Source organism: Luteimonas sp. MC1782, from assembly GCF_014164605.1.
Lineage (GTDB): Bacteria > Pseudomonadota > Gammaproteobacteria > Xanthomonadales > Xanthomonadaceae > Luteimonas.
In genome coordinates, this window is record NZ_JACJFT010000001.1 from 977,177 (window position 1) to 998,450 (window position 21,274).

Consider the following 21,274-nt stretch of genomic DNA (forward strand, 5'->3'; position numbering starts at 1 on the left):
GCGCATGGGCCGCTGGCGACCGCCGCAGGAGGCGAGCACCGCCCTGGTCACGCCCGCCGGCCACGCGCGCCTGAAGGCCGAGCTGGATGATCTCTGGCGCGTGCGCCGGCCCGAGGTGGTGCGCGCGCTGAGCGCCGCGGCCGCCGAGGGTGACCGCTCGGAAAACGCCGAGTACCACTACCGCAAGAAGCAGCTCGGCGAGATCGACCGCCGCGTGCGCTACCTGTCGAAGCGCCTCGAGGTCCTGCGCGTCATCGACACCGTCCCGTCCGACGCCGGCGCGGTGTTCTTCGGCGCGAGCGTCGAGATCGAGGACATCGCGTCCGGCGAGGTCCACCGCTACCGCATCGTCGGCCCCGACGAGATCGACGCGACGCTCGGCTGGATCAGCATCGACGCACCGTTGGCGCGGGCGCTGCTGCGCAAGCGCGTCGACGACGCATTCGAAGCGCAGCTCCCGACCGGCGCGCGCCGGTTCGCGGTGCTCGCGGTCGACTATCCGAGGTAGAGCGTGGAACCGTAGTCGACCTCGCCGTAGAGGTCGTGCTCGTCGCTGCCCATGATGCGCACGTCGACGAACTCGCCGGGGCGCAGGCCCGCTTCGCGCCCGTCCTGCACCTGCACCAGGCCGTCGATCTCGGGGGCGTCGGCCATCGAGCGCGCGATGGCGAGGTCGCCGTCGATGGCATCCACGATGCAGCGCTGCACGCTGCCTATCTTGGCCTCCAGCCGCGCGGCGGAGATCTCCGCCTGGCGCGCCATGAAACGCGCCAGGCGCTCTTCCTTCACCTCGTCAGGCACCGGGTCCGGAAGCGCGTTGGCCGCCGCGCCATCCACCGGCGAATAGGCGAATGCGCCGACCCGGTCGAGCTGCGCCTCGTCGAGGAAGTCGAGCAGCGCCTCGAACTCCGCATCGGTCTCGCCCGGGAAGCCGACGATGAAGGTCGAGCGCACGGTGAGCTCCGGACAGGCGGCGCGCCACGCCTGCACGCGCTCGAGCGTGCGCTCGACCGCGCCGGGCCGCTTCATCAGCTTCAGGATGCGCGGGCTGGCGTGCTGGAACGGGATGTCGAGATAGGGCAGCAGCCGCGGCTGGCCGTCGGCGCGCGTCTGCACCATGAGTTCGATGATGTCGTCGACGTGCGGGTACGGGTAGACGTAATGCAGGCGCACCCAGGCGTCGAGCTCCGAGAGGCCTTCGCACAGCGCCTTCATGCGCGTCTGGTACGCCTTGCCGCGCCACGTGCGCTCGGCATAGCGAAGGTCGACGCCGTAGGCCGAGGTGTCCTGCGACACCACCAGCAGCTCGCGCACGCCGCCGGCGACCAGGCGCTCGGCCTCGCGCAGCACGTCGTCGACCGGGCGCGACACCAGGTCGCCGCGCATCGACGGGATGATGCAGAAGCTGCAGCGGTGGTTGCAGCCCTCGGAAATCTTCAGGTAGGCGTAGTGCCGGGGCGTGAGCTTGACGCCGGACGCGTAGTCTTCCGCGCCGAGCCGCGGGCGCGGCACGAGGTCGAGGAAGGGATCGCGCCGCGGCGGCAGCGCCGCGTACACCGCCGACATCACGCTGGCGTAGTCCTGCGGGCCGCTGATCGACAGCACGCCCGGATGCGCCTCGCGGATCAGCTCCGCGCGCTTGCCGAGGCAGCCGGTCACGATCACCTTGCCGTTCTCGGCCATGGCCTCGCCGATCGCGTCCAGCGACTCGGCCACCGCGGAATCGATGAAGCCGCAGGTGTTGACCACCACCACGTCGGCGTCGTCGTAGCTGGGCACGAGCTCGTAGCCCTCCACCCGCAGCTGGGTGAGGATGCGTTCGGAGTCGACGAGCGCCTTGGGGCAGCCGAGGCTGACGAACCCGACGCGCGGGCTGGCTGGTGCGGGGGACGGCTGGGACATGCGTTCGGGGAGGCTCGCTGGGGGGCCGCGCAACGGCAGGCCCGGGGGATGGATTTCGCGCCGCGAGTATACCGGGGGGCTAGACTCGACCCGAGGACCGGAGCAGCCGGCCCCACCAGGAGACCCGCCATGGGCACGCGCGGCACGCTTGAGGTTCCGGGAATCGGCGAGGTGGGCACGTGGCTCGCCAGGCCCGATGCGACCCCGCGCTGCGGCCTGGTGGTGGTCCAGGAAATCTTCGGGGTCAATGCCCACATGCGCGCGGTCACCGACCGCTATGCCCGCGACGGCCTGCTTGCGCTGGCACCGGCGCTGTTCGATCCGGTGGAACGCGACGCCCAGCTCGCCTACGACGAGGCGGGCTTCGAGGGCGGCCGCGCGCTGGCGTCGGCACTGGGCTTCGAGCGCGCGGTGGCGATCGTGGCCGCGGCGGCGGCGCAGCTGCGCACGCTGCTGGCCGAGGCGTCACCCGGGGCGCCGGCCTGCGTCGCCGTGGTCGGATTCTGCTGGGGCGGGAGCGTGGCCTGGCTCGCCAACACCCGCCTCGGCCTGCCCGCGGTGAGCTACTACGGCGCGCGCACGGTGCAATTCCTGGACGAGCCGATGCGTGCGCCGATGCTGTTCCACTTCGGCGGGCGCGACCACAGCATCCCGCCAGCCGACGTCGAGGCGCACCGGCGCGCGCAGCCCGCCGCCGAACTGCATGTCCACGATGCCGGCCACGGCTTCAACCGCGACGTCGACCCGCTGCACCACGACGCGGCGAGCGCCCGCCTGGCGCACGAGCGCACGCTCGACTTCCTGCACCGCGCCTGCGGTGCCCCGGCAGGCGCCGCGCCGCCACCCTGACCCGGAGGACTCCCCCATGTCCAAGCGCAAACAGCACCAGCCCGAGCCCTACGCCCTGCACCCGCAGCTGGCCGCCGACACCCATCCGCTGGCCACGCTCGCCCTGTGCGACCTGCGCCTGATGGACGACAGCAACTACCCGTGGCTGGTGCTGGTGCCGCGGGTGCCCGAGGCCCGGGAACTGGTCGACCTGTCGCCGGAGCAGCGCGCGCAGCTGGGCGAGGAAGTCGCGCGCTGCGAGCAGCTGCTGCTCGCCGAATACCGGCCGCACAAGCTCAACGTCGCCGCACTCGGCAACCTGGTGCCGCAGCTGCACGTGCACGTGATCGCGCGTTTCGAACAGGATCCGGCCTGGCCGGCGCCGGTCTGGGGGCGCGTGGCCGCGCGGCCCTACGCGCCGGAAACCCTGGTGGACTGCATTTCGGTGCTGCGCCACTCGCTGCTGGACTGAACCGCCTCAGGTGCGCGGCAGGGTGACCCCGGTCTGGCCCTGGTACTTGCCACCGCGGTCCTTGTAGGACGTCTCGCAGATGTCGTCGGCCGACGACTGGAAGAACAGCATCTGCGCCACGCCTTCGTTGGCGTAGATGCGTGCCGGCAACGGCGTGGTGTTGCTGAACTCCAGCGTCACGTGGCCTTCCCACTCGGGCTCCAGCGGCGTGACGTTGACGATGATCCCGCAGCGCGCATACGTGCTCTTGCCCAGGCATACGACCAGCGTGTCACGCGGGATGCGGAAGTACTCCACCGTGCGCGCCAGCGCGAACGAATTCGGCGGGATGATGCATTCGTCGGCCTCGATGTCCACGAAGCTCTTCGGGTCGAAGCGCTTGGGGTCGACGATCGTCGAGTTGATGTTGGTGAACACCTTGAACTCGCGCGAGCAGCGCACGTCGTAGCCGTAGCTCGAGGTGCCGTAGCTGACGATGCGCTCGCCGTTGCCGGCGTGCTTGACCTGGCCGGGCTCGAAGGGCTCGATCATGCCCCCCGGCGTTTCGGACATGCGGCGGATCCAGCGGTCGGACTTGATGCTCATTCGGGGTTCCGGTCAGATCAGCGAGGCGGAAATCGCGCTCGGCGCGCGCGGGCGCTTGTCGAGCTCGGCGACCAGGTTGCGGGCCAGCTGGCGATAGGCTTCGGCCGCGGGCGAATCCGGAGCGGACACCACGACCGGCACGCCGGCATCGCCCTGCTCGCGGATCGCGAGCTCCAGCGGCAGCGAGCCCAGCAGCGGCACCCCGTACTGCGCCGCCATGCGACTGCCGCCGCCCTGGCCGAACAGGTGTTCGGCGTGGCCGCAATTCGTGCACACGTGGACGGCCATGTTCTCGACCAGGCCCAGCACGGCGACCTCGACCTTCTCGAACATCTTCAGCGCCTTGCGCGCATCGAGCGTGGCCATGTCCTGGGGCGTGGTGACGATGACCGCGCCGGCCACCGGGATCTTCTGCGCCAGGGTGAGCTGGATGTCGCCGGTGCCGGGCGGCAGGTCCACCACCAGGTAGTCCAGCCCATCCTCGCCGCCCCACAGCGTGTCGCCAAGCAGTTGGGTCAAGGCCGAGGTCGCCATCGGCCCGCGCCAGATCATCGGCGTGTCCTGGTCGACCAGCAGGCCGATCGACATCGCCTCCACCCCGTGCGCGCGCATCGGCATGATCGACTTGCCGTCCGGGCTGTCGGGCCGGCCCGACAACCCCAGCATGGCCGGGACGCTGGGGCCGTAGACGTCGGCGTCGAGGATGCCCACCCGGACGCCTGTGGCGGCCAGGGCCAGCGCCAGGTTCACGGCGGTCGTGGATTTCCCCACGCCACCCTTGCCGGAACCCACGGCAATGATGTTGCGGATGCGTGGAAGGGGGGAAAGCTTGCCCTGGACGGCGCGGGACGGGATGCGTGCTGACATGCCGCCAGTCTAATGGACCGCTCCGCCCACGTGGGCGGCGTGGTACAAACGCGGCATCGCTCGGGCACATTTCGGAGACCACATGCGCAAGCCACTTTTCATCCTGCTGGCAATGATGCTGGCATCGCCGGCCATCGCCGCCGACGCGGTCGGCCGCTGGAAGACCATCGACGACGAGACCGGCAAGGTGAAGTCGATCGTCGAGATCACCGAGGCGGGCGGCAAGCTGTCGGGCCGCGTGGTCGACATCCTGCACTCCGACCGCGGCCCCAATCCGGCCTGCGACGAGTGCGACGGGGCCAACAAGGGCAAGCCGATCAAGGGCATGACCATCCTCTGGGGCCTGAAGCCGGACTCCGGCGAATGGACGGGCGGCCACATCCTCGACCCGGCCAAGGGCAAGACCTACAAGGCCAAGGCCAAGCTGATCGATGACAACCGGCTGGGCGTGTCCGGCTGCGTGGCCTTCATCTGCCGCGAGCAGGTCTGGGTCCGCGAATAGGCCGCCGTCCCTGGCGTATCAGAAAAGCCCGGCGAGAGCCGGGCTTTTCGCATTTGCGGGCGCCGACACGGGAAATGGAACCGTCAGTCGGGTCGCGATTCGAAGGCTCGCGTCGGTAGCCGTAACAAAATCTTCAACTGGCTTTAACGAAAGCTTTCGGGGTGGTAGCGTGCCAGCTCACGGCGGCGCCTGGTCCTTGCAAACCGCGCTCCCGTGAATCCAAGTCCAAGCGTCGTTTTCTTCCAGGGGAGCAAACCATGTCATTCAGCAAGAACACATCCTTCAGGCGAAGCCGCCTGAGTGCAGCCCTTCTGGCTGCAATCGCCCTGCCGGCCACTGGCCCGATCTTCGCGCAGGACGCAGCCTCCAGCGAAACGGGCAGCAACCAGGCGACCACCGACCTGGACCGCGTCACGGTCACCGGCTCCCGCATCGCGCGCGCCGGATTCGTCACGCCGTCGCCGGTCACGGCGATCACCGCGGAAGAAATCCGGGCCACCGGTGCCGTGAACATCGGCGACCTGATGACCAAGCTTCCGGCCCTTTCGCCCAACTACACCCTGGGCAACTCCACGCGCTTCATCGGTACCGCGGGCCTTGGCCTGCTCGACCTGCGTGGCATGGGCACCTCGCGCACGCTGGTCCTGGTCAACGGCCGCCGCCACGTGGGCGCCAGCCCCGGCTCCACCGCGGTCGACGTGAACACGATCCCCACCGAGTGGATCGAGCGCGTGGAAGTGATCACCGGCGGCGCATCGGCCGTCTACGGCGCTGACGCCGTCGCCGGCGTGGTCAACTTCATCATGAAGAAGTCCTTCGAAGGCTTCGAACTGCGCGGCCAGACTGGCCAGGCTAGCGAAGGCGGCTTCGACCGCTCGTTCATCAGCTTCTCCGGCGGCAGCGACTTCGCCGACGGCCGCGGCTCGGCCGCCATCTCGCTCGAATACAGCACGCAGGACCGCTTCGGCCGTGGCGATCGCCGCATCGGCCGCGAGTTCCTCGTCTCGGTTCCCAACCCGAACTTCGACGCCAGCAGGCCGCCGAGCGAGAGCAATCCGCAGACGATCGTTTCAGGCCCGGGTGGCAACCACTCCATTTCCTTTGGTGGCACCTTCACCATCGGCACGTTCAACCCGGCAAACCCGGCCACCTGGGGCAACCGCTACATCTTCGACCAGGACGGCAGCTTCCGCCCCAACCGCTATGACGGCACCGTCGTCAGCGCCTCGTCCTGCGTGGACTGCGATTTCGCCGACCTCAACTCGGTTGCGGACCTGCAGCCGGCGTTCGACCGTTTCAGCTTCAACAGCGTGGTCAACTTCGATCTCGATGAGAACCACCGCCTGTTTTTCGAAGGCAAGTACAGCAAGACCGAGTCCCAGTTCTTCGGTCAGCCGGCCTTCGACCAGCCGATCCGCATCCGTCGCGACAACGCCTTCATCTCACCCCAGCTGGGTGCGCTCATGGACGCCTCGACGCTTCCCGTCCTCGACGGCCAGAAGATCCTCCAGGTCTCCCGCTTCAACGTCGATGCCGGCCGCCGTGGCGAGAACGTCGAGCGTCAGACCGCACGCGCGGTGCTGGGCATCGAGGGTTACTTCGGCGATGACTGGAGCTACGAGGCTTCGGCCAACTACGGCCAGACGACGATCTCGCGCCTCAACCTGAACAACCGCATCAACGAGCGCTGGCACGCCGGCATGGACTCGGTCGTCGACCCGACCACCGGCAACATCGTCTGCCGCACCACGCTCAATCCGAATGCCATCAACCCGCACACCAACGCGATCTACTCGACGTTTGCGCGTACGGGCTGCGTGCCGTTCAGCACCTTCGGCAACGGTGCAGTCAACCCGGATGCGGCGGCTTGGTTCAACACCAACTCGCTGAACAGCTCGAAGCTCGAGCAGCACGTGGTTTCGGCGTCCGTCGCCAACAGCCGCCTGTTTTCGCTGCCGGCGGGTGACGTCGGCTTCGCCGGCGGTGTCGAGTACCGCAAGGAGAAGAGCCAGGAGAACACCGATCCGCTGGCAGCCCTGGGCCTGACGTTCCTGAACGCCATCCCGAGCCGCGGCGGCGAGTACGACGTGACGGAAGTGTTCGCCGAGACCACCATCCCGGTGCTGGCCGACCTCCCGGGCGTCGAGCGCCTCGCGATCGACCTGGCGGGACGTTACTCGGACTACAGCACGATCGGTTCGGCCGTGACCTGGAACGTGGGCCTTGACTGGACCATCATCCCGTCGCTGCGCTTCCGCGGCACGCACGCCCAGGCGGTCCGCGCGCCGAGCATCGGCGAGCTGTTCAATCCGCAGTCGCAGAACTTCGCCACCATCAACGATCCCTGCAATTACCAGGTGACCAACCCCAACCGCCCGTCCACCGCCCCTGACGTCGCTCTCCGCCAGGCGAACTGCACGGCGCTGGGCGTCCCGGTGGGCTGGGTCGACACCTACTCGGCGAACCGCCCCGGCGTGAGCGGTGGCAACCCGAACCTGGCCCAGGAAGAGGCGGAGTCGGTGTCGTTCGGCTTTGTCTGGCAGCCCGGGTTCGTCGAGGGCCTCGGCGTGTCCGTCGACTACTGGCGCGTCACCCTGCACGACGCGATCGGCGCTGTCACGGCGCAGACCAATGCGACGCGCTGCGTGGACTCGCCCGGCGGCATCAACAACAAGTTCTGCAGCTTCATCAGCCGCGCACCGACCGGCGGCTACACCGATCCGCAGGGTCGCGACTTCCCCGCCTACAGCATCACGAACTGGCTGGCCCTGAACGAAAACCTCGCCAAGTCGCGCCGCGTGGGCGTCGACCTCGAGGTGGACTACCGCTTCGAGATGCTGGGCGGCAACAGCACCCTGCGCTTCGTCGGCACGCGCATGATCCAGTCGCGCGAGTGGGCGTTCCAGGACTTCCCGGACGAGTTCCTCGAGTACGTCACCTACTTCACCGATCCCCGCTGGCGCGCGCAGCTCAACGGCACGTACCGCAGGGGCAACTGGCGAGGTTCGTGGGACCTGAACTACGTGGACGGCAACCTCCGCGTGACGCCGGCGAGCTACCGATCCAACCCGGGCTCGCAGAGCCCGATCCGCAACGGCTCCTGGGTCTACCACAACATGCAGGCCGGCTATAAGTTCGGTGACAGCGGACTGGACCTGTACGTTGGCGTGGACAACGTGTTCGACAAGGATCCGCCGCTGAACTATTTCGGTGCAGACCTCGGCACCGCGCTCTACGACAACATCGGTCGCTTCATCTACGTAGGCGCGACCTACAAGTTCTAAGCGTTTCGCTTCACTGTTCCGCGGGGGCCCGGCGCAAGCCGGGCCCTTTTTCTTTCCGGGGCGGCGCCGGCAAGGCCGGCTCGATGCGGCAACCGGGCCTCGCACGCACGCATGCGATAATGCGCGGCCTTTACCCGCGCCCGATGCCCATGCCCCGCGCCATCCTCACCACTTGCGCCCTGCCCTACGCCAACGGCCCGCTGCATATCGGCCACCTGGTCGGCTACGTGCAGGCCGACATCTGGGTGCGCGCGCGGCGCATGGCCGGCGACACGGTGCACTTCGTGTGCGCCGATGACACCCACGGCACGCCGATCATGCTGGCCGCGGAGAAGGCGGGCACCACGCCCGAGCTCTTCGTGGCGGGCATCCAGGTCGGGCATGAGCGCGATTTCGCCGACTTCGGAGTGGCATTCGACCACTACGACTCCACCAATTCCGACGGCAACCGCGCGCTGACCGAGGAGATCTACGCTCGCCTGGACGCGAGCGGGCACATCGCGCGCCGTTCCGTGGCGCAGCTCTACGATCCCGAACGCGGCATGTTCCTGCCCGATCGCTACGTCAAGGGCACCTGCCCGAACTGCGGTACGCCGGACCAGTACGGCGACAACTGCGAGCAGTGCGGCGCCACCTACTCGCCGACCGAGCTGATCGCGCCGCGGTCGGTGGTCAGCGGGGCCACGCCGGAACTGCGCGACTCCGAACATTTCTTCTTCGAGCTCGGCCATTTCGAGGCCTTCCTGCGCGACTGGCTGGCCGGGGACGTGGCCGTGCCCGGGGTCAAGGCCAAGCTCATGGAATGGCTGGATGGCGAGGGTGGCCTGCGCGCCTGGGACATCTCGCGCGACGCGCCCTACTTCGGCTTCGAGATTCCCGGCCACCCAGGCAAGTACCTGTACGTCTGGATCGACGCGCCGATCGGCTACCTGTCGAGCTTCAAGGCGCTGTGCGCGCGCGACGGCATGGACTTCGAGCGCTTCGTGACGCCCGGCAGCGATACCGAGATGCACCACTTCATCGGCAAGGACATCGTCAATTTCCACGGCCTGTTCTGGCCGGCGGTGCTGCACGGCGCCGGCCTGCGCGCGCCCACTCGGCTGCACGTCAACGGCTACCTGACTGTCGACGGCGCCAAGATGTCGAAATCGCGCGGCACCTTCGTGATGGCGCGCACCTGGCTGGAGTCCGGCCTGGCGCCGGAAGCCCTGCGCTACTACTACGCGGCCAAGTCGTCCGGCGGCGTCGACGACCTCGACCTCAACCTGGCCGATTTCGTGGCGCGGGTGAACTCCGACATCGTCGGCAAGTTCGTCAACCTCGCCAGCCGTTGCGCCGGTTTCATCGACAAGCGTTTCGGCGGCATGCTGGCCGCCGCCCTGCCGGAGCCGGACATGCATGCGCGCTTCGTGGCCGCGCTCGACGGCGTGCGCACGGCCTACGACAACAACGAGCCGGCCAGCGTGCTGCGCCAGGTCATGGCGCTGGCCGACGAGGCCAACCGCTACATCGACGAGAAGAAGCCGTGGGTGCTGGCCAAGCAGGACGGTGCCGACGCCGAACTGCATGCCGTCTGCACCCAGGGGCTGAACCTGTTCCGCGTGCTGGCCGGCGCGCTGCGCCCGGTGCTGCCGGCGATGGCGGCACAGGTCGAGGCTTTTCTCGCCGCGCCGCTGGGCAGCTGGGATGACGTCGCACAAGCGCTGCTGGGCCACCGCATCCAGGCCTACCAGCCCCTCTTCACCCGCATCGACCCGAAGCACATCGCCGCCATGACCGACGCCAGCAAGGAAAACCTCAAGCCCACCCAGGCCGTGCCGCAGGCCGCCAGCCTCAAGCTCGCCGGTGACCCGCTGGACAAGGCACCGGCCGCAGCCACGGCCGGGGCGGCCGCGACGCCTGCAGTCGCCCCCGCAGCTGCCACCATCGCCATCGAAGACTTCGCGAAGCTCGACCTGCGCATCGGCCGCGTGCTGGCCTGCGACTTCGTCGAAGGCTCCGACAAGCTGCTGCGCTTCGAGCTCGACGCCGGCGAACTCGGTTGCCGCCAGATCTTCTCCGGCATCCGCGCAAGCTACGGCGAGCCGCAGGCCCTGGTGGGCCGCAACGTGGTGTTCATCGCCAACCTGGCGCCGCGCAAGATGCGCTTCGGCCTGAGCGAAGGGATGATCCTGTCCGCGGGTTTCGACGGCGGCGCACTGGCGCTGCTGTGCGCCGATGCCGGCGCCGAGCCGGGCATGCCGGTGCGCTGACCGCCCACGGGTGATGGACCTTTGCGCGCGCCTCGATCGCATCCTGCCGCAGACCCAGTGCGGGCAGTGCGGCTACGGCGGCTGCCGGCCGTATGCCGAGGCGATGGCCGCGGGCCTGGCGGGCACCGACCGCTGTCCGCCGGGCGGTGACGCCGGCGCACGTGCGCTGGCGCGCGTGCTGGGTACGGCCGCGATCCCCTATGACCGCGCGCTCGGGCTGAAGGTCGCGCCCGAGGTGGCCGTGGTCATCGAGGCCGACTGCATCGGCTGCACGAAATGCATCCAGGCCTGCCCGGTGGACGCGATCGTCGGCGCCGCCAGGCACATGCACGTGGTCCTCGAACCGCTGTGCACCGGCTGCCGGCTGTGCGTGCCGGCATGTCCCGTGGACTGCATCGTGATGCTGCCCGCGCGGTCGACGACCGCCCCGCCGCCTCAGGGCTGAACGCAGGCCGAGCAGACGCGCTCCACCTGGTAGCCCCTGGCGCGCAGCTTCTCGACCACGCCGTCCTCGCCCAGCAGGTGCATCGCGCCGACCACCACCAGGGTGTCGTCGTCGCCGTCCTCGCGCAGGCGCTGCTCGAGCTTGGGCAGCCAGGCATCGTTGCGCTCGACGTTGATGACGCGGTAGAGCTCGGGGTATTCCTTGCGCATCTCCGCCACCATCTCGCGCAGCATCAGGTCGATGTCGCCCGCGCGCCAGGCGGCGTGCAGGGCCATCATTTCGTCGCGCCCGGCCGCGCCCTGGTCGATCGCATCGGACAGCATCTGCAGCTGCTCGTCGGCGCCCATGCCGTCGAGGAAGGCGATCTGCTGCGCGCCGCTTTCAAGCCCGGCGGTCGGCTTCTGCGCGGTCCCGGCACGCGCCGCGATGTGCGCATCCAGGCCCAGCGCGGGATCGAGGCCGTAGCCGGTCAGCTGCGAGATGGTGATCATCAGCCCGGCGAACCAGGGCTCGAACACCTGCAGCGTCGCCGGTGCCATGCCCAGCCTGGCCAGCTGCGGCGCATTCGCTTCGCCCCATGCGGCGAGCTTCTGCGCCAGTTCGGGCGGGAGCTGGCTGTCGAGGGTGGTGCCGTCGGTGCGCATCGCCGCCTGCGCCATCTGCAGGCCCAGCTGCGGCGACGCCATCTCCTCCGGCGACAGCTCGAACAGCACCTTCTCGGCGTCGGCGAACGCCAGGTCGACATCGGTCGACAGCGGGTAGTCGCCAGGCAGCAGCAGGTGGAACGAGCCGAGCAGGTACAGCGCGTTGTCGTCGTCGGAGACCTTCCACAGCAGCGGGACCGGTGCGGTGTGCGCGGCCGCGGGCCGGGCGGCCTGGTCCGCGTCGCGCGCCGAGGCACCCGGCAGCAGGAACATGGCGAGGGTGGCGGCAAGCAGCGGCGTGGCGAGGCGTCGTGCGATGGGCATGGCGTTCCTGGAGTCGTGGGTTCAGTTGACGGGTGCGGCGTAGGCCATCTCGCCCGCGGTCACCGCCAGGTCCAGGCGGTTCTCCGGCGGCGGCAAGGGACAGGTGGCGAACGCCGTGAAGGCACAGGGTGGATTGTAGGCGCGGTTGAAGTTGAGGCTCACCCGACCCTGCGCGTCGGGCGCGGCGACGTCGAGATAACGCCCCGCGCCATAGCTGCCGTGGCCATTGGTGCGGTCGGCGAGGATCAGGAACAGTCCGCCTTCACCGCCGTCGAGCGCCTCGAGCCGGTACGTCTCGCCCTCGCGTTCGAACTCCACCACGCCCGGGTTGGCCATCGCCTCCACGCCGCCGGTGATGCTGGCGATGTCGATGGTGCGGCCCGCGGGGTGCACGCGGAACCGTGCGTCCACCAGCCAGCCGGGATCGACCGGCCAGTATTCGATGCTGCCGAAGCCGGTGCGCGTGGCGGCATCGGCATGGCGCACGCGCAGCGCCTTGCGTGGCCCGCGGCGGATCACGGTCAGCGCGCCCTTGCCGTCGTCGAAGCCGAGCAGGCTTGGCGCGTCCGCCTGGTCGTCGCGCAGCTCGGCCCGCCCCTTGATCGGCGCACCATCGAGGGTCACGGCCACGTTCCGCTGGGGGGTGAAATAGATGCGCTCGCCGTCGCGCTGCACGAGCCCGAGCTTGGGTGGGCCCTTGGCCAGGCGGATGCCGCTGGTGGCGTCGCTGCCGAGGTAATGCGCGCGCAGTTCCACCCAGTGCAGGCCGATCAGGCTGGTCCAGCCGTCCTCGGCCAGCAACCGCGCACGGCGCTCGGCGCGCCAGTCGGCCTCGCGGGTGAGCATCGCCTGGCTGGCTGCGGGGCGGTCGGCAGCCGCCGCAGTGCCGGGTGTGGCGCGCTCGCAGGCGGACAGGGCCAGGGCCAGGGAAAGCGCGGCGGCGACGGTGCCTGCGCGCGTCGTGGAACGGGTCATCAGCGTCCCCTCAGGAACCAGCGGTCGATGTCGGTGAGCGAAAAACGCGTCCAGGTGGGACGCCCGTGGTTGCACTGCCCGGAGCGCTCGGTGGCCTCCATGTCGCGCAGCAGGCCGTTCATTTCGGCGATCGTGAGGCGGCGGTTCGCGCGCACCGCACCGTGGCAGGCCATGGTCGACAGCAGCTCGTCGCGCGCCGCGCCCACGCGACGGCTGGCGCCATGCTCGCGCAAGTCGGCGAGCACGTCGCGCAGCAATGCCTCGCTGTCGCCCTGCGCGAGCAGCGCGGGCACGCCGCGCAGGAGCAGCGACTGCGGGCCTGTGCGCGAGACCTCGAAGCCGAGTTCGGCGAGCGTGGCGGCCTCGCGCTCGGCGACGTCGGCCTCGCGCTCGCTCACCGCCACCGGCTGCGGCACCAGCAGCGGCTGCACGCGCACGCCGGCGCCGTCGTGGGCGTTTTTCAGCTTTTCGTAGCCGATGCGTTCGTGCGCGGCGTGCATGTCCACCACCACCAGGCCGTCGGCGGCTTGGCTGAGGATGAAGATGCCGTGCAGCTGCGCGAGCGCGAACCCCAGTGGTGGAATGCCGTCCTCGCCGGTGGCCGGCAGTGGCTGCGCCGACGCCGGAAATGCCGGCCACGCCTGGGCGCCGCCTTCGGCCACGGCCGCTGCAGCGCCGGCATTAAGCGCGGCGCCGTACAGCGCGGCATACGCATCGCGCGCCTGCTCCACGCCCAGCGACAGGTGCGACTGCGACGACACCTGCGCGGCCAGTTCGCGCGACACCACCGCCTGCACGCCCACCGCGGCGACCAGCGGCGCGTTGCCGGCGCGCGTCTCGGCGAGCGCATCGTGCAGCGCGCGGTAGACGAAGTCATGCACCAGCCGCGCATCACGGAAACGCACCTCGTGCTTGGCCGGGTGCACGTTCACGTCCACGCGTGACGGATCGATCTCCAGGAACAGCACGTAGGCCGGTTGCCGGCCGTGGAACAGGACGTCGGCATAGGCCTGCTTCACCGCATGCGCGACGCTGCGGTCGCGCACCGCGCGGCCGTTGACATACAGGTACTGCTGGTCGGCGCTGGCGCGCGAATAGGTGGGCTGCGCGATCCAGCCATGCACGCGCAGCGCCGGCACCCGGCTGCCGTCGCTGGCCTGGCGCGCGTTGACCGCGTGGTCCACGCGCAGCGCCTGCTGCGCGAAGCCGTCGCCAAGCGTCTCCACCAGGCGCTCGCCCGCGGCTTCGCCACCGGCAAGGTCGCCGCCGCGATAGCGCCGCGACGCCCGCCCGTTGTGCGCGATGCGCAGCTCGACGTCCGGGCGCGCCAGCGCCAACGAACGCAGCCACTCCTCGATGTGCCCGAGCTCGGTGCGCTCGGCGCGCAGGAACTTGCGCCGCGCCGGCACGTTGAAGAACAGGTCGCGCACCTCGACCGTGGTGCCGACCGGATGCGCGCTGGGGGCGACCTCGCCGACCTGGCCGCCATCGACCTGCAGGCTGGCGCCGTGCGCCTGGCCATCGCGTCGCGAGGTGATGGTGAAGCGGCTGACCGAGGCGATCGACGGCAGGGCCTCGCCGCGGAAGCCGAGCGTGGCCACCACTTCCAGGTCGTCGAGCGAGGCGATCTTGCTGGTCGCGTGGCGCGAGATCGCCAGCGTCAGCTGCGCGGGCTCCACGCCGCCGCCATCGTCGCGCACGCGCACCAGGCGCACGCCGCCCTCCTCGAGGTCGATGTCGACGCGGCGCGCGCCGGCATCGAGCGCGTTTTCGACCAGTTCCTTGACCACCGACGCGGGGCGTTCGATGACTTCGCCGGCGGCGATCTGGTTGACGAGGGTGTCGGGAAGCTGGCGGATGCTCAAGGGATGGGCACCGGCCGCGACGCGTCCGGCTGTGTGGGCCAGACGCGATGATAAGCGAGCTTCAGGGGCTGCCGCCGCCCGCCGCGCCAGCAGCCTGCGTCGACGCCGCGCGCGCGGCGAACAGCGTGCCCGGCGGAGGTTGGCTGGTGAAGTAGGTCTTGACCCCGTCGAGCACCGCGCGCGCCACGTTGGCCTGGAACGCCGGATCGATCAGCCGCTTCTCTTCTTCCGGGTTGGACAGGAACGCGGTCTCGACCAGCATCGCCGGCATGTCGGAGGTACGCAGCACGGCGAAATTGGCGCGTTCGATATGCGGCTTGTGGTTGTTGCCGATGCGCTTGAGGCCGGCGAGGATGTGGTTGCCGGCATCCTCCGACGCCTTCATCTGCCCGCTCTGGGTGAGGTCGAGCAGCACGTTGGTCAGCATGCTGTCGGACGTCGGCAGCTTGCCGCCACCGATCAGGTCGGCGGCGTTTTCCTTGTCCGCCAGCCAGCGCGCGCGCTGCGAGGACGCACCCTTCAGCGACAGCACGTAGACCGACGAACCCTTGGCGTTGCGGTTCTCGGCGGCGTCGGCATGGATGGAGATGAACAGGTCGGCACCAGCGGCACGCGCCAGTTGGGCGCGGCGGTTGAGCGGGATGAACACGTCCACGTCGCGCACCAGGTGCGCCTTCAGGCCGGGCGTGGCGTTGACCTGCCGCGCGAGTTCGCGGGCAATCGCGAGCGTGATGTCCTTCTCGCGCTTGCCGGTGGGGCCGACGGCTCCGGGATCCTGGCCACCATGGCCGGCGTCGATGGCGATCACCAGCGGACGGCCGGTGACCGCGGTGGCCGGCCGGTTGGCGGGCGGCGGCGTGGGCGTGGCGGACTCGGGCGTCGTGACCCGCGTCGGAACGCCGGTGGCGACGGTGGTCGGCACGGAAGGGAGTACGCGTGGCGCGCTTTCCTGCGGCGTGGATCGCGCCGGCTGCGCTTGCGGCACGGCCGCGGCCGGAGGCTTGGCCACGGGCGGCAGGCCGGCGATCAGCCGCGAGGTGGCGGCGGCCGATGCCGCCGAAGGATCCGGCACCGGAGCAGTCACCTGCGGCACTGCGCCCGGCCCCTGCGTGGCAGCAGTCGGACCCGGGGCCGCCTGCGTGGCGGCGGCGATCTTCGCGATCGGATCGCCCGGCAGGTCGCCGGGCCACTCCAGGACCAGGCGGCTGCCGTTGCCGGCGGCCTCGATCCGAGGGTTCAGCACGACCACCGGGGACGCGAGGTCGAACACGATGCGCGTGGTGCCGGGCACCGGCTGGCCATTGCGTACCGCCTTCACCACGCCCACCGCCGCCGGCAATGAAAAGCCGCGCGCCAGACGGCTGCCCGGCAGGTCGACGACCAGACGGTCCGGGTTGGCGAGGGTGATGAGCTTGAATTCCGCCTGCGCGTCGAGCTGCAGTTCCGCACGCGTGCCGGTGGGACCGGTATCGACGCGCAAGCCCTTGATTTCAGCGGCGTGGGCAAGATTCCACAGCAGTGCGGCCAAGAGGGCCGCACCGAGCAGGATCTGCTGGAGGTTGATTCCCCGGGCGCGCATGGCAATCAGTCAATCACCATAACGAAAGGTTTGCAACTTCTTTTCCCTTTGGAATCCGTGGCATGCCAGACCTTCCTATGGCTGCGGTTCAGGAAAGATCGGCAACCCGGCGTGATGCGTCGAGCGCGGCGAGCCAGGCGGCCCCGGCCGCAGTGGCCGCGTGCAGCCGGCAATGGCGCCCTTCGCCCTCCACCGCCAGCCAGACCTCCAGGTCGGCGCGCGGCAGGGCCGCCAGCCCGCGTTCCGGCCATTCAACCAGCCACAGCCGGGCATCGCTGTCGTCGAGGCCGAGGAACTCGAGCTCGCCGGCGTCCCCGATCCGGTACAGGTCGAGGTGCAGCGCCTCACCACCCTCGGCCAGCGGATAGCGTTCGACCAGGGTGTAGGTGGGGCTGCGGACCGCGCCGGTCACGCCCAGCGCCCGCAACCAGGCGCGCGCGAGCGTCGACTTGCCCGCGCCGAGATCGCCATGCAGGTGCACCGCCGCCCACGCCGGCTGCGTGGCCGCCAGCGCGGCGGCCAGCGCCGCGGTGGCGGTCTCGTCGGCCAGGTGCAGCTCGCGCGGCGGCGCGCTCATGGATTGACGCTCCGCCGCAGCGCGTCGACCAGGTCCGTCGGCAGCAGCCCGCGTGTTCCGCCGGCGGCCGCGGCACGGTCGCCGGCCACGCCGTGCAGCAGCGCGCCAAGCTCCGCGGCATCGGCGGGCGCGTGTCCCTGCGCGCAGAGCGCGGCGATCACCCCGGTCAACGCATCGCCCATGCCACCGACCGCCATGCCCGGATTGCCGGCATCGATCACCATGGTGTCGCGCCCGGGCGCCGCGACCAGCGTGCCCGCGCCTTTCAGCACCACAACGCAGCCCATCCGCTCGCGCAGCGCGCGCAGGGCGGCGAAGCGGTCGCGTTGCACATCGACCGCCGAGCCGCCAAGCAGGCGCGCGGCTTCGCCGGGGTGCGGGGTGATGATCGTGGCTGGCGGCAAGGCGCGCGGCGTGGCCGCCAGCAGGTTGAGGGCATCGGCATCGAGCACCAGCTGCCTGCCGGACGCCAGCGCCATGTCCAGCAAGCGGTGCGCCCACGCCGTGCGGCCAAGCCCGGGGCCGAGCGCGCACACGCCGGCGGTGGCAAACAGCGCGGCCCATGCGTCCGGATCATCCCCGCCATGCACCATGGCTTCCGGTATGCGCGCCAGCAACGCGGCGACGTGCGCCTCGCGCGTGGCGACCGATACCAGGCCGGCGCCGGCGCGCAGTGCGGCCGCCGCGGCGATGATGACCGCGCCGCCCATGCCGTGGTCGCCGCCCACCACCAGTACGTGGCCGGCGTCACCCTTGTGCGCATTGCGACGGCGCGGCGGAAACGCCGCGGCGAGCACATCCGGCGTGGGCGACAGCAGGCGTGCATACGTCGGGATGCCACCGTGCACCTCGTCGTGGAGGTCGAGGTCGGCATGCGCCAGGACGCCGGTATATTCCAGCGCCGCGCCGGTACGCAGGCCGGCATGCGCGGCGAGGAACTGCAACGTGCGCGTGGCGTGCACCGCGGCGCCTGCGGCATCCCCGCTGCCGGCATCGATGCCGGACGGCACGTCGAGCGCCAGCACATCGATGCCGAGCGCATCCACCGCCGCGAACAGCCGCGCGCACGCGGCATCCGGCGCGCCGCGGAACCCGATGCCGAACACCGCGTCCACCACCAGGTCGCACGCCGGCAGCCGGGCGCCGGCGACATCGACCCGTCCGCCGGCAGCGGCGTATTCCGCCTGCGCACGCAGCGCCAGCGGGCTGCGCGCTTCGTGCCCGGCGGGATGCAGCAGCGTCACCTCGCGCCCCGATTCAAGCGCATGGCGCGCGAACACGTAGCCGTCGCCACCGTTGTTGCCCGGTCCGCACAGCACCAGCAGGCGCTGTGCCTGCGGCCAGTGGCGCAGCGCGAAACGCCAGGCCGACACGCCGGCGCGGCGCATGGACTCGAACGCGTCACCACCCAGCGCCGCGGTCGCACGGGTTTCCAGCAGGCGCAGGGCCGCGGTGTCGTAAAGTGGCGTCCCGGCGGGGGTTGCAGGGGCATGCATGGCGCAGATTCTATACTTGCGGCATCGTGATCCCTTCCCTGCCACCGACAGCCGCGCACATCGAGGCGACCGCCTCCGCACCGGACCTGCTGGCGCTCGCCACGCGCATCCGCGACCTGGTGCGCGAAGCAGGCTTCCAGCGCTGCGGCATCTCCGGCATCGAGCTCGGCGCCGACGAAGGCCACCTGCGCGACTGGCTGGCGCGCGGCTTCCACGGTTCGATGGACTGGATGGCGCGCCACGGCGACAAGCGCTCGCGGCCCGCCGACCTCCTGCCCGGCACGGTGAGCGTGCTGTCGGTGGGCCTGGACTACGGTCGCCGCGACGACCAGGAAGCCTGGGCGACGCTTGCCGACGGCACGCGCGCCTATGTCGCGCGCTACGCGCTGGGGCGTGATTACCACAAGCTGATGCGCAACCGCCTGCAAGCGCTGGCCGACCGGATCGCCGCCGAAGTCGGCCCGTTCGGCCATCGCGTATTCGTCGATTCCGCCCCGGTGCTCGAACGCGCCCTGGCGCGCAATGCCGGCCTCGGCTGGATCGGCAAGCACACCTGCCTGATCGATCGCGACGGCGGCTCCTGGTTCTTCCTGGGCGAGATCTACCTCGACCTTGCGCTGCCCGCCGATGCACCGGCGACCGCGCACTGCGGCAGCTGCGTGCGCTGCATGGAGATCTGCCCGACGCAGGCGATCGTGGCGCCAAACCAGCTCGACGCGCGGCGCTGCATCAGCTACCTGACCATCGAACACGAGGGCGCGATCGACGAAGCACTGCGGCCGCTGATCGGCAACCGCATCTTCGGCTGCGACGACTGCCAGCTGGTGTGTCCCTGGAACAAGTTCGCGCGGCGCAGCGACGAGCCCGACTTCCGTGCGCGCAACAACCTGGACGAGGCGACGCTGGCCGAACTGTTCGCGTGGACCGAAGGCGAATTCCTGCAGCGCACCGAAGGCAGCGCGCTGCGCCGCAGCGGCTACCGGCGCTGGCTGCGCAACATCGCCGTGGCGCTGGGCAACGCGCCGTCCACGCCGGACGTGCTGGTCGCCCTCGCCTCGCGGCGTGACAGTGCCGATCCGGTGGTGGCCGAGCATGTCGCGTGGGCGCTGGCGCGGCACGGCGCGCGTGGCGGCGTGGCGGCGGCGATCCCGCTGCGTCTCATTCCCGCGCCCTGATTTCCTCGACCAGCGCGCGCGTGACCGCGTCCGCGGCGGCGGATTCGCCACGCAGCGCCGGCAGCACGTCCCCGGCCAGGCGCTTGCCCAGCTCCACGCCCCACTGGTCGAAGGCATTGATGCCCCACAGCACCGACTGCGCGTAGACGCTGTGTTCGTACATCGCCAGCAGCGCGCCCAGCGCCTGCGGGGTCAGGGCATCGAGCAGCAGCAGCGTGGACGGCCGGTTGCCGGCGTGGGCCTTGTGCGGGTCGGCGTCGACATGGCCGTTGGCCAGCGCCTCGGCCTGCGCCAGGAGGTTGGCGAGCAGTACTTCGTGGTGTTCGCGATACGGATGCGCCGGGCGCACCACGCCGATGAAATCCGCCGGCACGACGTCGGTGCCCTGGTGCAGTGCCTGGAAGAAGCTGTGCTGCGCGCCGGTGCCGGCCGCGCCCCACAGCACCGGCACCGTGGCCACGCCCGGGGGTTGCCCATCCGCGCGCACCGACTTGCCCAGGCTTTCCATCACCAGTTGCTGCAGGTAGGCCGGCAGCAGCGCGAGGCGCTGGTCGTAGGGCAGCACCGCCTGCGTCGGCAGGCCGAGCGCGTTGCGGTTCCAGACCGCGACCAGCGCATGGCGGATCGGCAGGTTGGCGTCCAGCGGCGCCTCGACCGCGTGCGCGTCCATTTCCGCGGCACCGGCCAGCAGGGCGTTGAAACCATCCATCCCGACCGCCAGCGCGATCGCGAACCCGACCGGCGACCACAGCGAATAGCGGCCACCCACCCAGTCCCACATCGGCAGCACGCGCGACGGGTCCACGCCGAAGGCTTCGGCGCGCGCGACGTTCGCGCTCACCGCGTACAGGCGTTCGCCGCCGCCCAGCCAGTCGCGGATCACCGCGCCGTTGAGCAGCGTCTCCTGGGTGCTGAAACTCTTCGACACCAGGATCGCCGCAGTGCGCGCCGGGTCCAGCCCGCGCAGCACGTGCTGGATCTCGCTGCCGTCGACGTTGCTGACGAAATGGATGCGGAAGCGGCCGTCATGCAGGTCCTTCAGCGCATCCACCACCAGCCGCGGCCCGAGGTCGGAACCACCGATGCCGACGTTGATGATGTCGGTGACGCCCGAGTCGCGCAGGCCGGCGGCGAGCGCCGCCATCCGTCCACGTGCAGCCATCGCGGCAGCGTGCGCGTCACGCGCCACGTCGCCGCGGCCGATCGCCGAACGCAGCGCGGTATGCAGCGCCGGGCGGTCTTCGGTGGCGTTGACGGTGGCGCCGTCGACGAGTGCCCGCAGCGCCAGCGACAGCCGTACGTGGCCGGCCAGCGCGCCAAGCGTGGCGAGGGTGGGAGCATCGAGGCGCTGGCGCGCGAAGCTGGCGTACAGCGGCCCGACGCGCAGGGCGAGCGCCGCGGCGCGGCCGGGTTCGCCGGCGACCAGGCCGGCGATGCATGCCGGCGCGAGACGCTCCGCGTGGGCCAGGAGTTGGCGGACCAGCGCTTCGCCGGCCATCCCC

At 70.5% G+C, this 21,274-nt stretch carries 18 protein-coding genes; 8 read left to right on the plus strand and 10 right to left on the minus strand.

The features are described from left to right. Window positions 1-4: 4 nt before the first annotated feature. Window positions 5-508, plus strand: coding sequence for a transcription elongation factor GreB (gene greB / locus H5368_RS04630; protein ID WP_182821818.1), 504 nt, complete (start codon window positions 5-7; stop codon window positions 506-508). On the opposite strand, the gene rimO is transcribed toward greB, so the two are convergent. Next, on the minus strand, window positions 496-1,902 hold the full coding sequence (gene rimO, locus H5368_RS04635) for a 30S ribosomal protein S12 methylthiotransferase RimO (RefSeq protein ID WP_182821820.1): 1,407 nt from the start codon (window positions 1,900-1,902) through the stop codon (window positions 496-498). The two genes, greB and rimO, sit on opposite strands and share 13 nt — an antisense overlap. Window positions 1,903-2,031: 129 nt before the next feature. Here rimO and H5368_RS04640 point away from each other — a divergent pair, with 129 nt between their 5' ends. Together H5368_RS04640 and H5368_RS04645 are read left to right on the plus strand one after the other, a co-directional pair. Further along, the gene (locus H5368_RS04640) at window positions 2,032-2,751 is read left to right on the plus strand and encodes a dienelactone hydrolase family protein (protein WP_182821822.1); all 720 of its coding nucleotides are present in this window, start codon (window positions 2,032-2,034) and stop codon (window positions 2,749-2,751) included. A gap of 16 nt (window positions 2,752-2,767) precedes the next feature. Further along, window positions 2,768-3,202, plus strand: coding sequence for an HIT family protein (locus H5368_RS04645; protein ID WP_182821824.1), 435 nt, complete (start codon window positions 2,768-2,770; stop codon window positions 3,200-3,202). A gap of 6 nt (window positions 3,203-3,208) precedes the next feature. On the opposite strand, the gene dcd is transcribed toward H5368_RS04645, so the two are convergent. Together dcd and apbC are read right to left on the minus strand one after the other, a co-directional pair. Next, on the minus strand, window positions 3,209-3,787 hold the full coding sequence (gene dcd / locus H5368_RS04650; RefSeq protein ID WP_182821826.1) for a dCTP deaminase: 579 nt from the start codon (window positions 3,785-3,787) through the stop codon (window positions 3,209-3,211). 12 nt (window positions 3,788-3,799) lie between these two features. Beyond that, window positions 3,800-4,654 carry an iron-sulfur cluster carrier protein ApbC gene (gene apbC / locus H5368_RS04655; protein WP_182821828.1) on the minus strand — a complete coding sequence of 285 codons (855 nt, stop codon included), beginning with the start codon at window positions 4,652-4,654 and terminating at the stop codon, window positions 3,800-3,802. 82 nt (window positions 4,655-4,736) lie between these two features. Between apbC and H5368_RS04660 the strand changes: the two genes are divergently transcribed. From H5368_RS04660 to rnfB, 4 genes are all read left to right on the plus strand, one after another. After that, window positions 4,737-5,156 carry a DUF2147 domain-containing protein gene (locus H5368_RS04660; RefSeq protein WP_182821830.1) on the plus strand — a complete coding sequence of 140 codons (420 nt, stop codon included), beginning with the start codon at window positions 4,737-4,739 and terminating at the stop codon, window positions 5,154-5,156. Between the two features lie 257 nt (window positions 5,157-5,413). Then, window positions 5,414-8,440, plus strand: coding sequence for a TonB-dependent receptor (locus tag H5368_RS04665; RefSeq protein ID WP_182821833.1), 3,027 nt, complete (start codon window positions 5,414-5,416; stop codon window positions 8,438-8,440). A 149-nt stretch (window positions 8,441-8,589) separates the two neighbouring features. After that, on the plus strand, window positions 8,590-10,692 hold the full coding sequence (gene metG, locus H5368_RS04670; protein ID WP_182821835.1) for a methionine--tRNA ligase: 2,103 nt from the start codon (window positions 8,590-8,592) through the stop codon (window positions 10,690-10,692). A 13-nt stretch (window positions 10,693-10,705) separates the two neighbouring features. Then, entirely contained in the window at window positions 10,706-11,137 is a 432-nt protein-coding gene (rnfB, locus tag H5368_RS04675) for an Rnf electron transport complex subunit RnfB (RefSeq protein WP_182823756.1), read from the plus strand. Here rnfB and H5368_RS04680 read toward each other — a convergent pair. The 6 genes from H5368_RS04680 to H5368_RS04705 all read right to left on the minus strand — a co-directional run bounded on the left by H5368_RS04680 (window position 11,128) and on the right by H5368_RS04705 (window position 18,597). Continuing rightward, entirely contained in the window at window positions 11,128-12,105 is a 978-nt protein-coding gene (locus tag H5368_RS04680; RefSeq protein ID WP_182821837.1) for a TraB/GumN family protein, read from the minus strand. The two genes, rnfB and H5368_RS04680, sit on opposite strands and share 10 nt — an antisense overlap. Window positions 12,106-12,126: 21 nt before the next feature. Continuing rightward, window positions 12,127-13,080 (minus strand): DUF1684 domain-containing protein, encoded by a 954-nt coding sequence (locus H5368_RS04685; protein WP_182821839.1) that lies wholly within the window; start codon window positions 13,078-13,080, stop codon window positions 12,127-12,129. After that, complete coding sequence (gene mutL, locus H5368_RS04690) at window positions 13,080-14,945, minus strand: DNA mismatch repair endonuclease MutL (RefSeq protein WP_182821841.1); 1,866 nt, start codon at window positions 14,943-14,945, stop codon at window positions 13,080-13,082. Before mutL ends, H5368_RS04685 begins: the two co-directional genes overlap by 1 nt. A 61-nt stretch (window positions 14,946-15,006) precedes the next feature. Further along, on the minus strand, window positions 15,007-16,524 hold the full coding sequence (locus H5368_RS04695; RefSeq protein ID WP_182821843.1) for an N-acetylmuramoyl-L-alanine amidase: 1,518 nt from the start codon (window positions 16,522-16,524) through the stop codon (window positions 15,007-15,009). A gap of 88 nt (window positions 16,525-16,612) precedes the next feature. Beyond that, the gene (gene tsaE, locus H5368_RS04700) at window positions 16,613-17,101 is read right to left on the minus strand and encodes a tRNA (adenosine(37)-N6)-threonylcarbamoyltransferase complex ATPase subunit type 1 TsaE (RefSeq protein ID WP_182821845.1); all 489 of its coding nucleotides are present in this window, start codon (window positions 17,099-17,101) and stop codon (window positions 16,613-16,615) included. Continuing rightward, window positions 17,098-18,597: an NAD(P)H-hydrate dehydratase gene (locus tag H5368_RS04705; protein ID WP_182821848.1), complete on the minus strand. Its 1,500-nt coding sequence runs from the start codon at window positions 18,595-18,597 to the stop codon at window positions 17,098-17,100. Before H5368_RS04705 ends, tsaE begins: the two co-directional genes overlap by 4 nt. A gap of 59 nt (window positions 18,598-18,656) precedes the next feature. Here H5368_RS04705 and queG point away from each other — a divergent pair, with 59 nt between their 5' ends. Continuing rightward, complete coding sequence (gene queG, locus H5368_RS04710) at window positions 18,657-19,772, plus strand: tRNA epoxyqueuosine(34) reductase QueG (protein ID WP_182823758.1); 1,116 nt, start codon at window positions 18,657-18,659, stop codon at window positions 19,770-19,772. Here the strand turns inward: queG and pgi are convergent. Continuing rightward, the gene (gene pgi / locus H5368_RS04715) at window positions 19,756-21,270 is read right to left on the minus strand and encodes a glucose-6-phosphate isomerase (protein ID WP_182821850.1); all 1,515 of its coding nucleotides are present in this window, start codon (window positions 21,268-21,270) and stop codon (window positions 19,756-19,758) included. The genes queG and pgi overlap by 17 nt on opposite strands. Window positions 21,271-21,274: the final 4 nt, after the last annotated feature.

Coding starts and splice junctions, on each gene's coding strand:
- pgi (WP_182821850.1), bottom strand. CDS start 21,270: ATGGCCGGCGAAGCGCTGGTCCGCCAACTCCTGGCCCACGCGGAGCGT.
- tsaE (WP_182821845.1), bottom strand. CDS start 17,101: ATGAGCGCGCCGCCGCGCGAGCTGCACCTGGCCGACGAGACCGCCACC.
- apbC (WP_182821828.1), bottom strand. CDS start 4,654: ATGTCAGCACGCATCCCGTCCCGCGCCGTCCAGGGCAAGCTTTCCCCC.
- H5368_RS04685 (WP_182821839.1), bottom strand. CDS start 13,080: ATGACCCGTTCCACGACGCGCGCAGGCACCGTCGCCGCCGCGCTTTCC.
- rnfB (WP_182823756.1), top strand. CDS start 10,706: ATGGACCTTTGCGCGCGCCTCGATCGCATCCTGCCGCAGACCCAGTGC.
- H5368_RS04660 (WP_182821830.1), top strand. CDS start 4,737: ATGCGCAAGCCACTTTTCATCCTGCTGGCAATGATGCTGGCATCGCCG.
- metG (WP_182821835.1), top strand. CDS start 8,590: ATGCCCCGCGCCATCCTCACCACTTGCGCCCTGCCCTACGCCAACGGC.
- dcd (WP_182821826.1), bottom strand. CDS start 3,787: ATGAGCATCAAGTCCGACCGCTGGATCCGCCGCATGTCCGAAACGCCG.
- H5368_RS04680 (WP_182821837.1), bottom strand. CDS start 12,105: ATGCCCATCGCACGACGCCTCGCCACGCCGCTGCTTGCCGCCACCCTC.
- H5368_RS04695 (WP_182821843.1), bottom strand. CDS start 16,524: ATGCGCGCCCGGGGAATCAACCTCCAGCAGATCCTGCTCGGTGCGGCC.
- H5368_RS04640 (WP_182821822.1), top strand. CDS start 2,032: ATGGGCACGCGCGGCACGCTTGAGGTTCCGGGAATCGGCGAGGTGGGC.
- H5368_RS04645 (WP_182821824.1), top strand. CDS start 2,768: ATGTCCAAGCGCAAACAGCACCAGCCCGAGCCCTACGCCCTGCACCCG.
- H5368_RS04705 (WP_182821848.1), bottom strand. CDS start 18,597: ATGCATGCCCCTGCAACCCCCGCCGGGACGCCACTTTACGACACCGCG.
- H5368_RS04665 (WP_182821833.1), top strand. CDS start 5,414: ATGTCATTCAGCAAGAACACATCCTTCAGGCGAAGCCGCCTGAGTGCA.
- greB (WP_182821818.1), top strand. CDS start 5: ATGGGCCGCTGGCGACCGCCGCAGGAGGCGAGCACCGCCCTGGTCACG.
- rimO (WP_182821820.1), bottom strand. CDS start 1,902: ATGTCCCAGCCGTCCCCCGCACCAGCCAGCCCGCGCGTCGGGTTCGTC.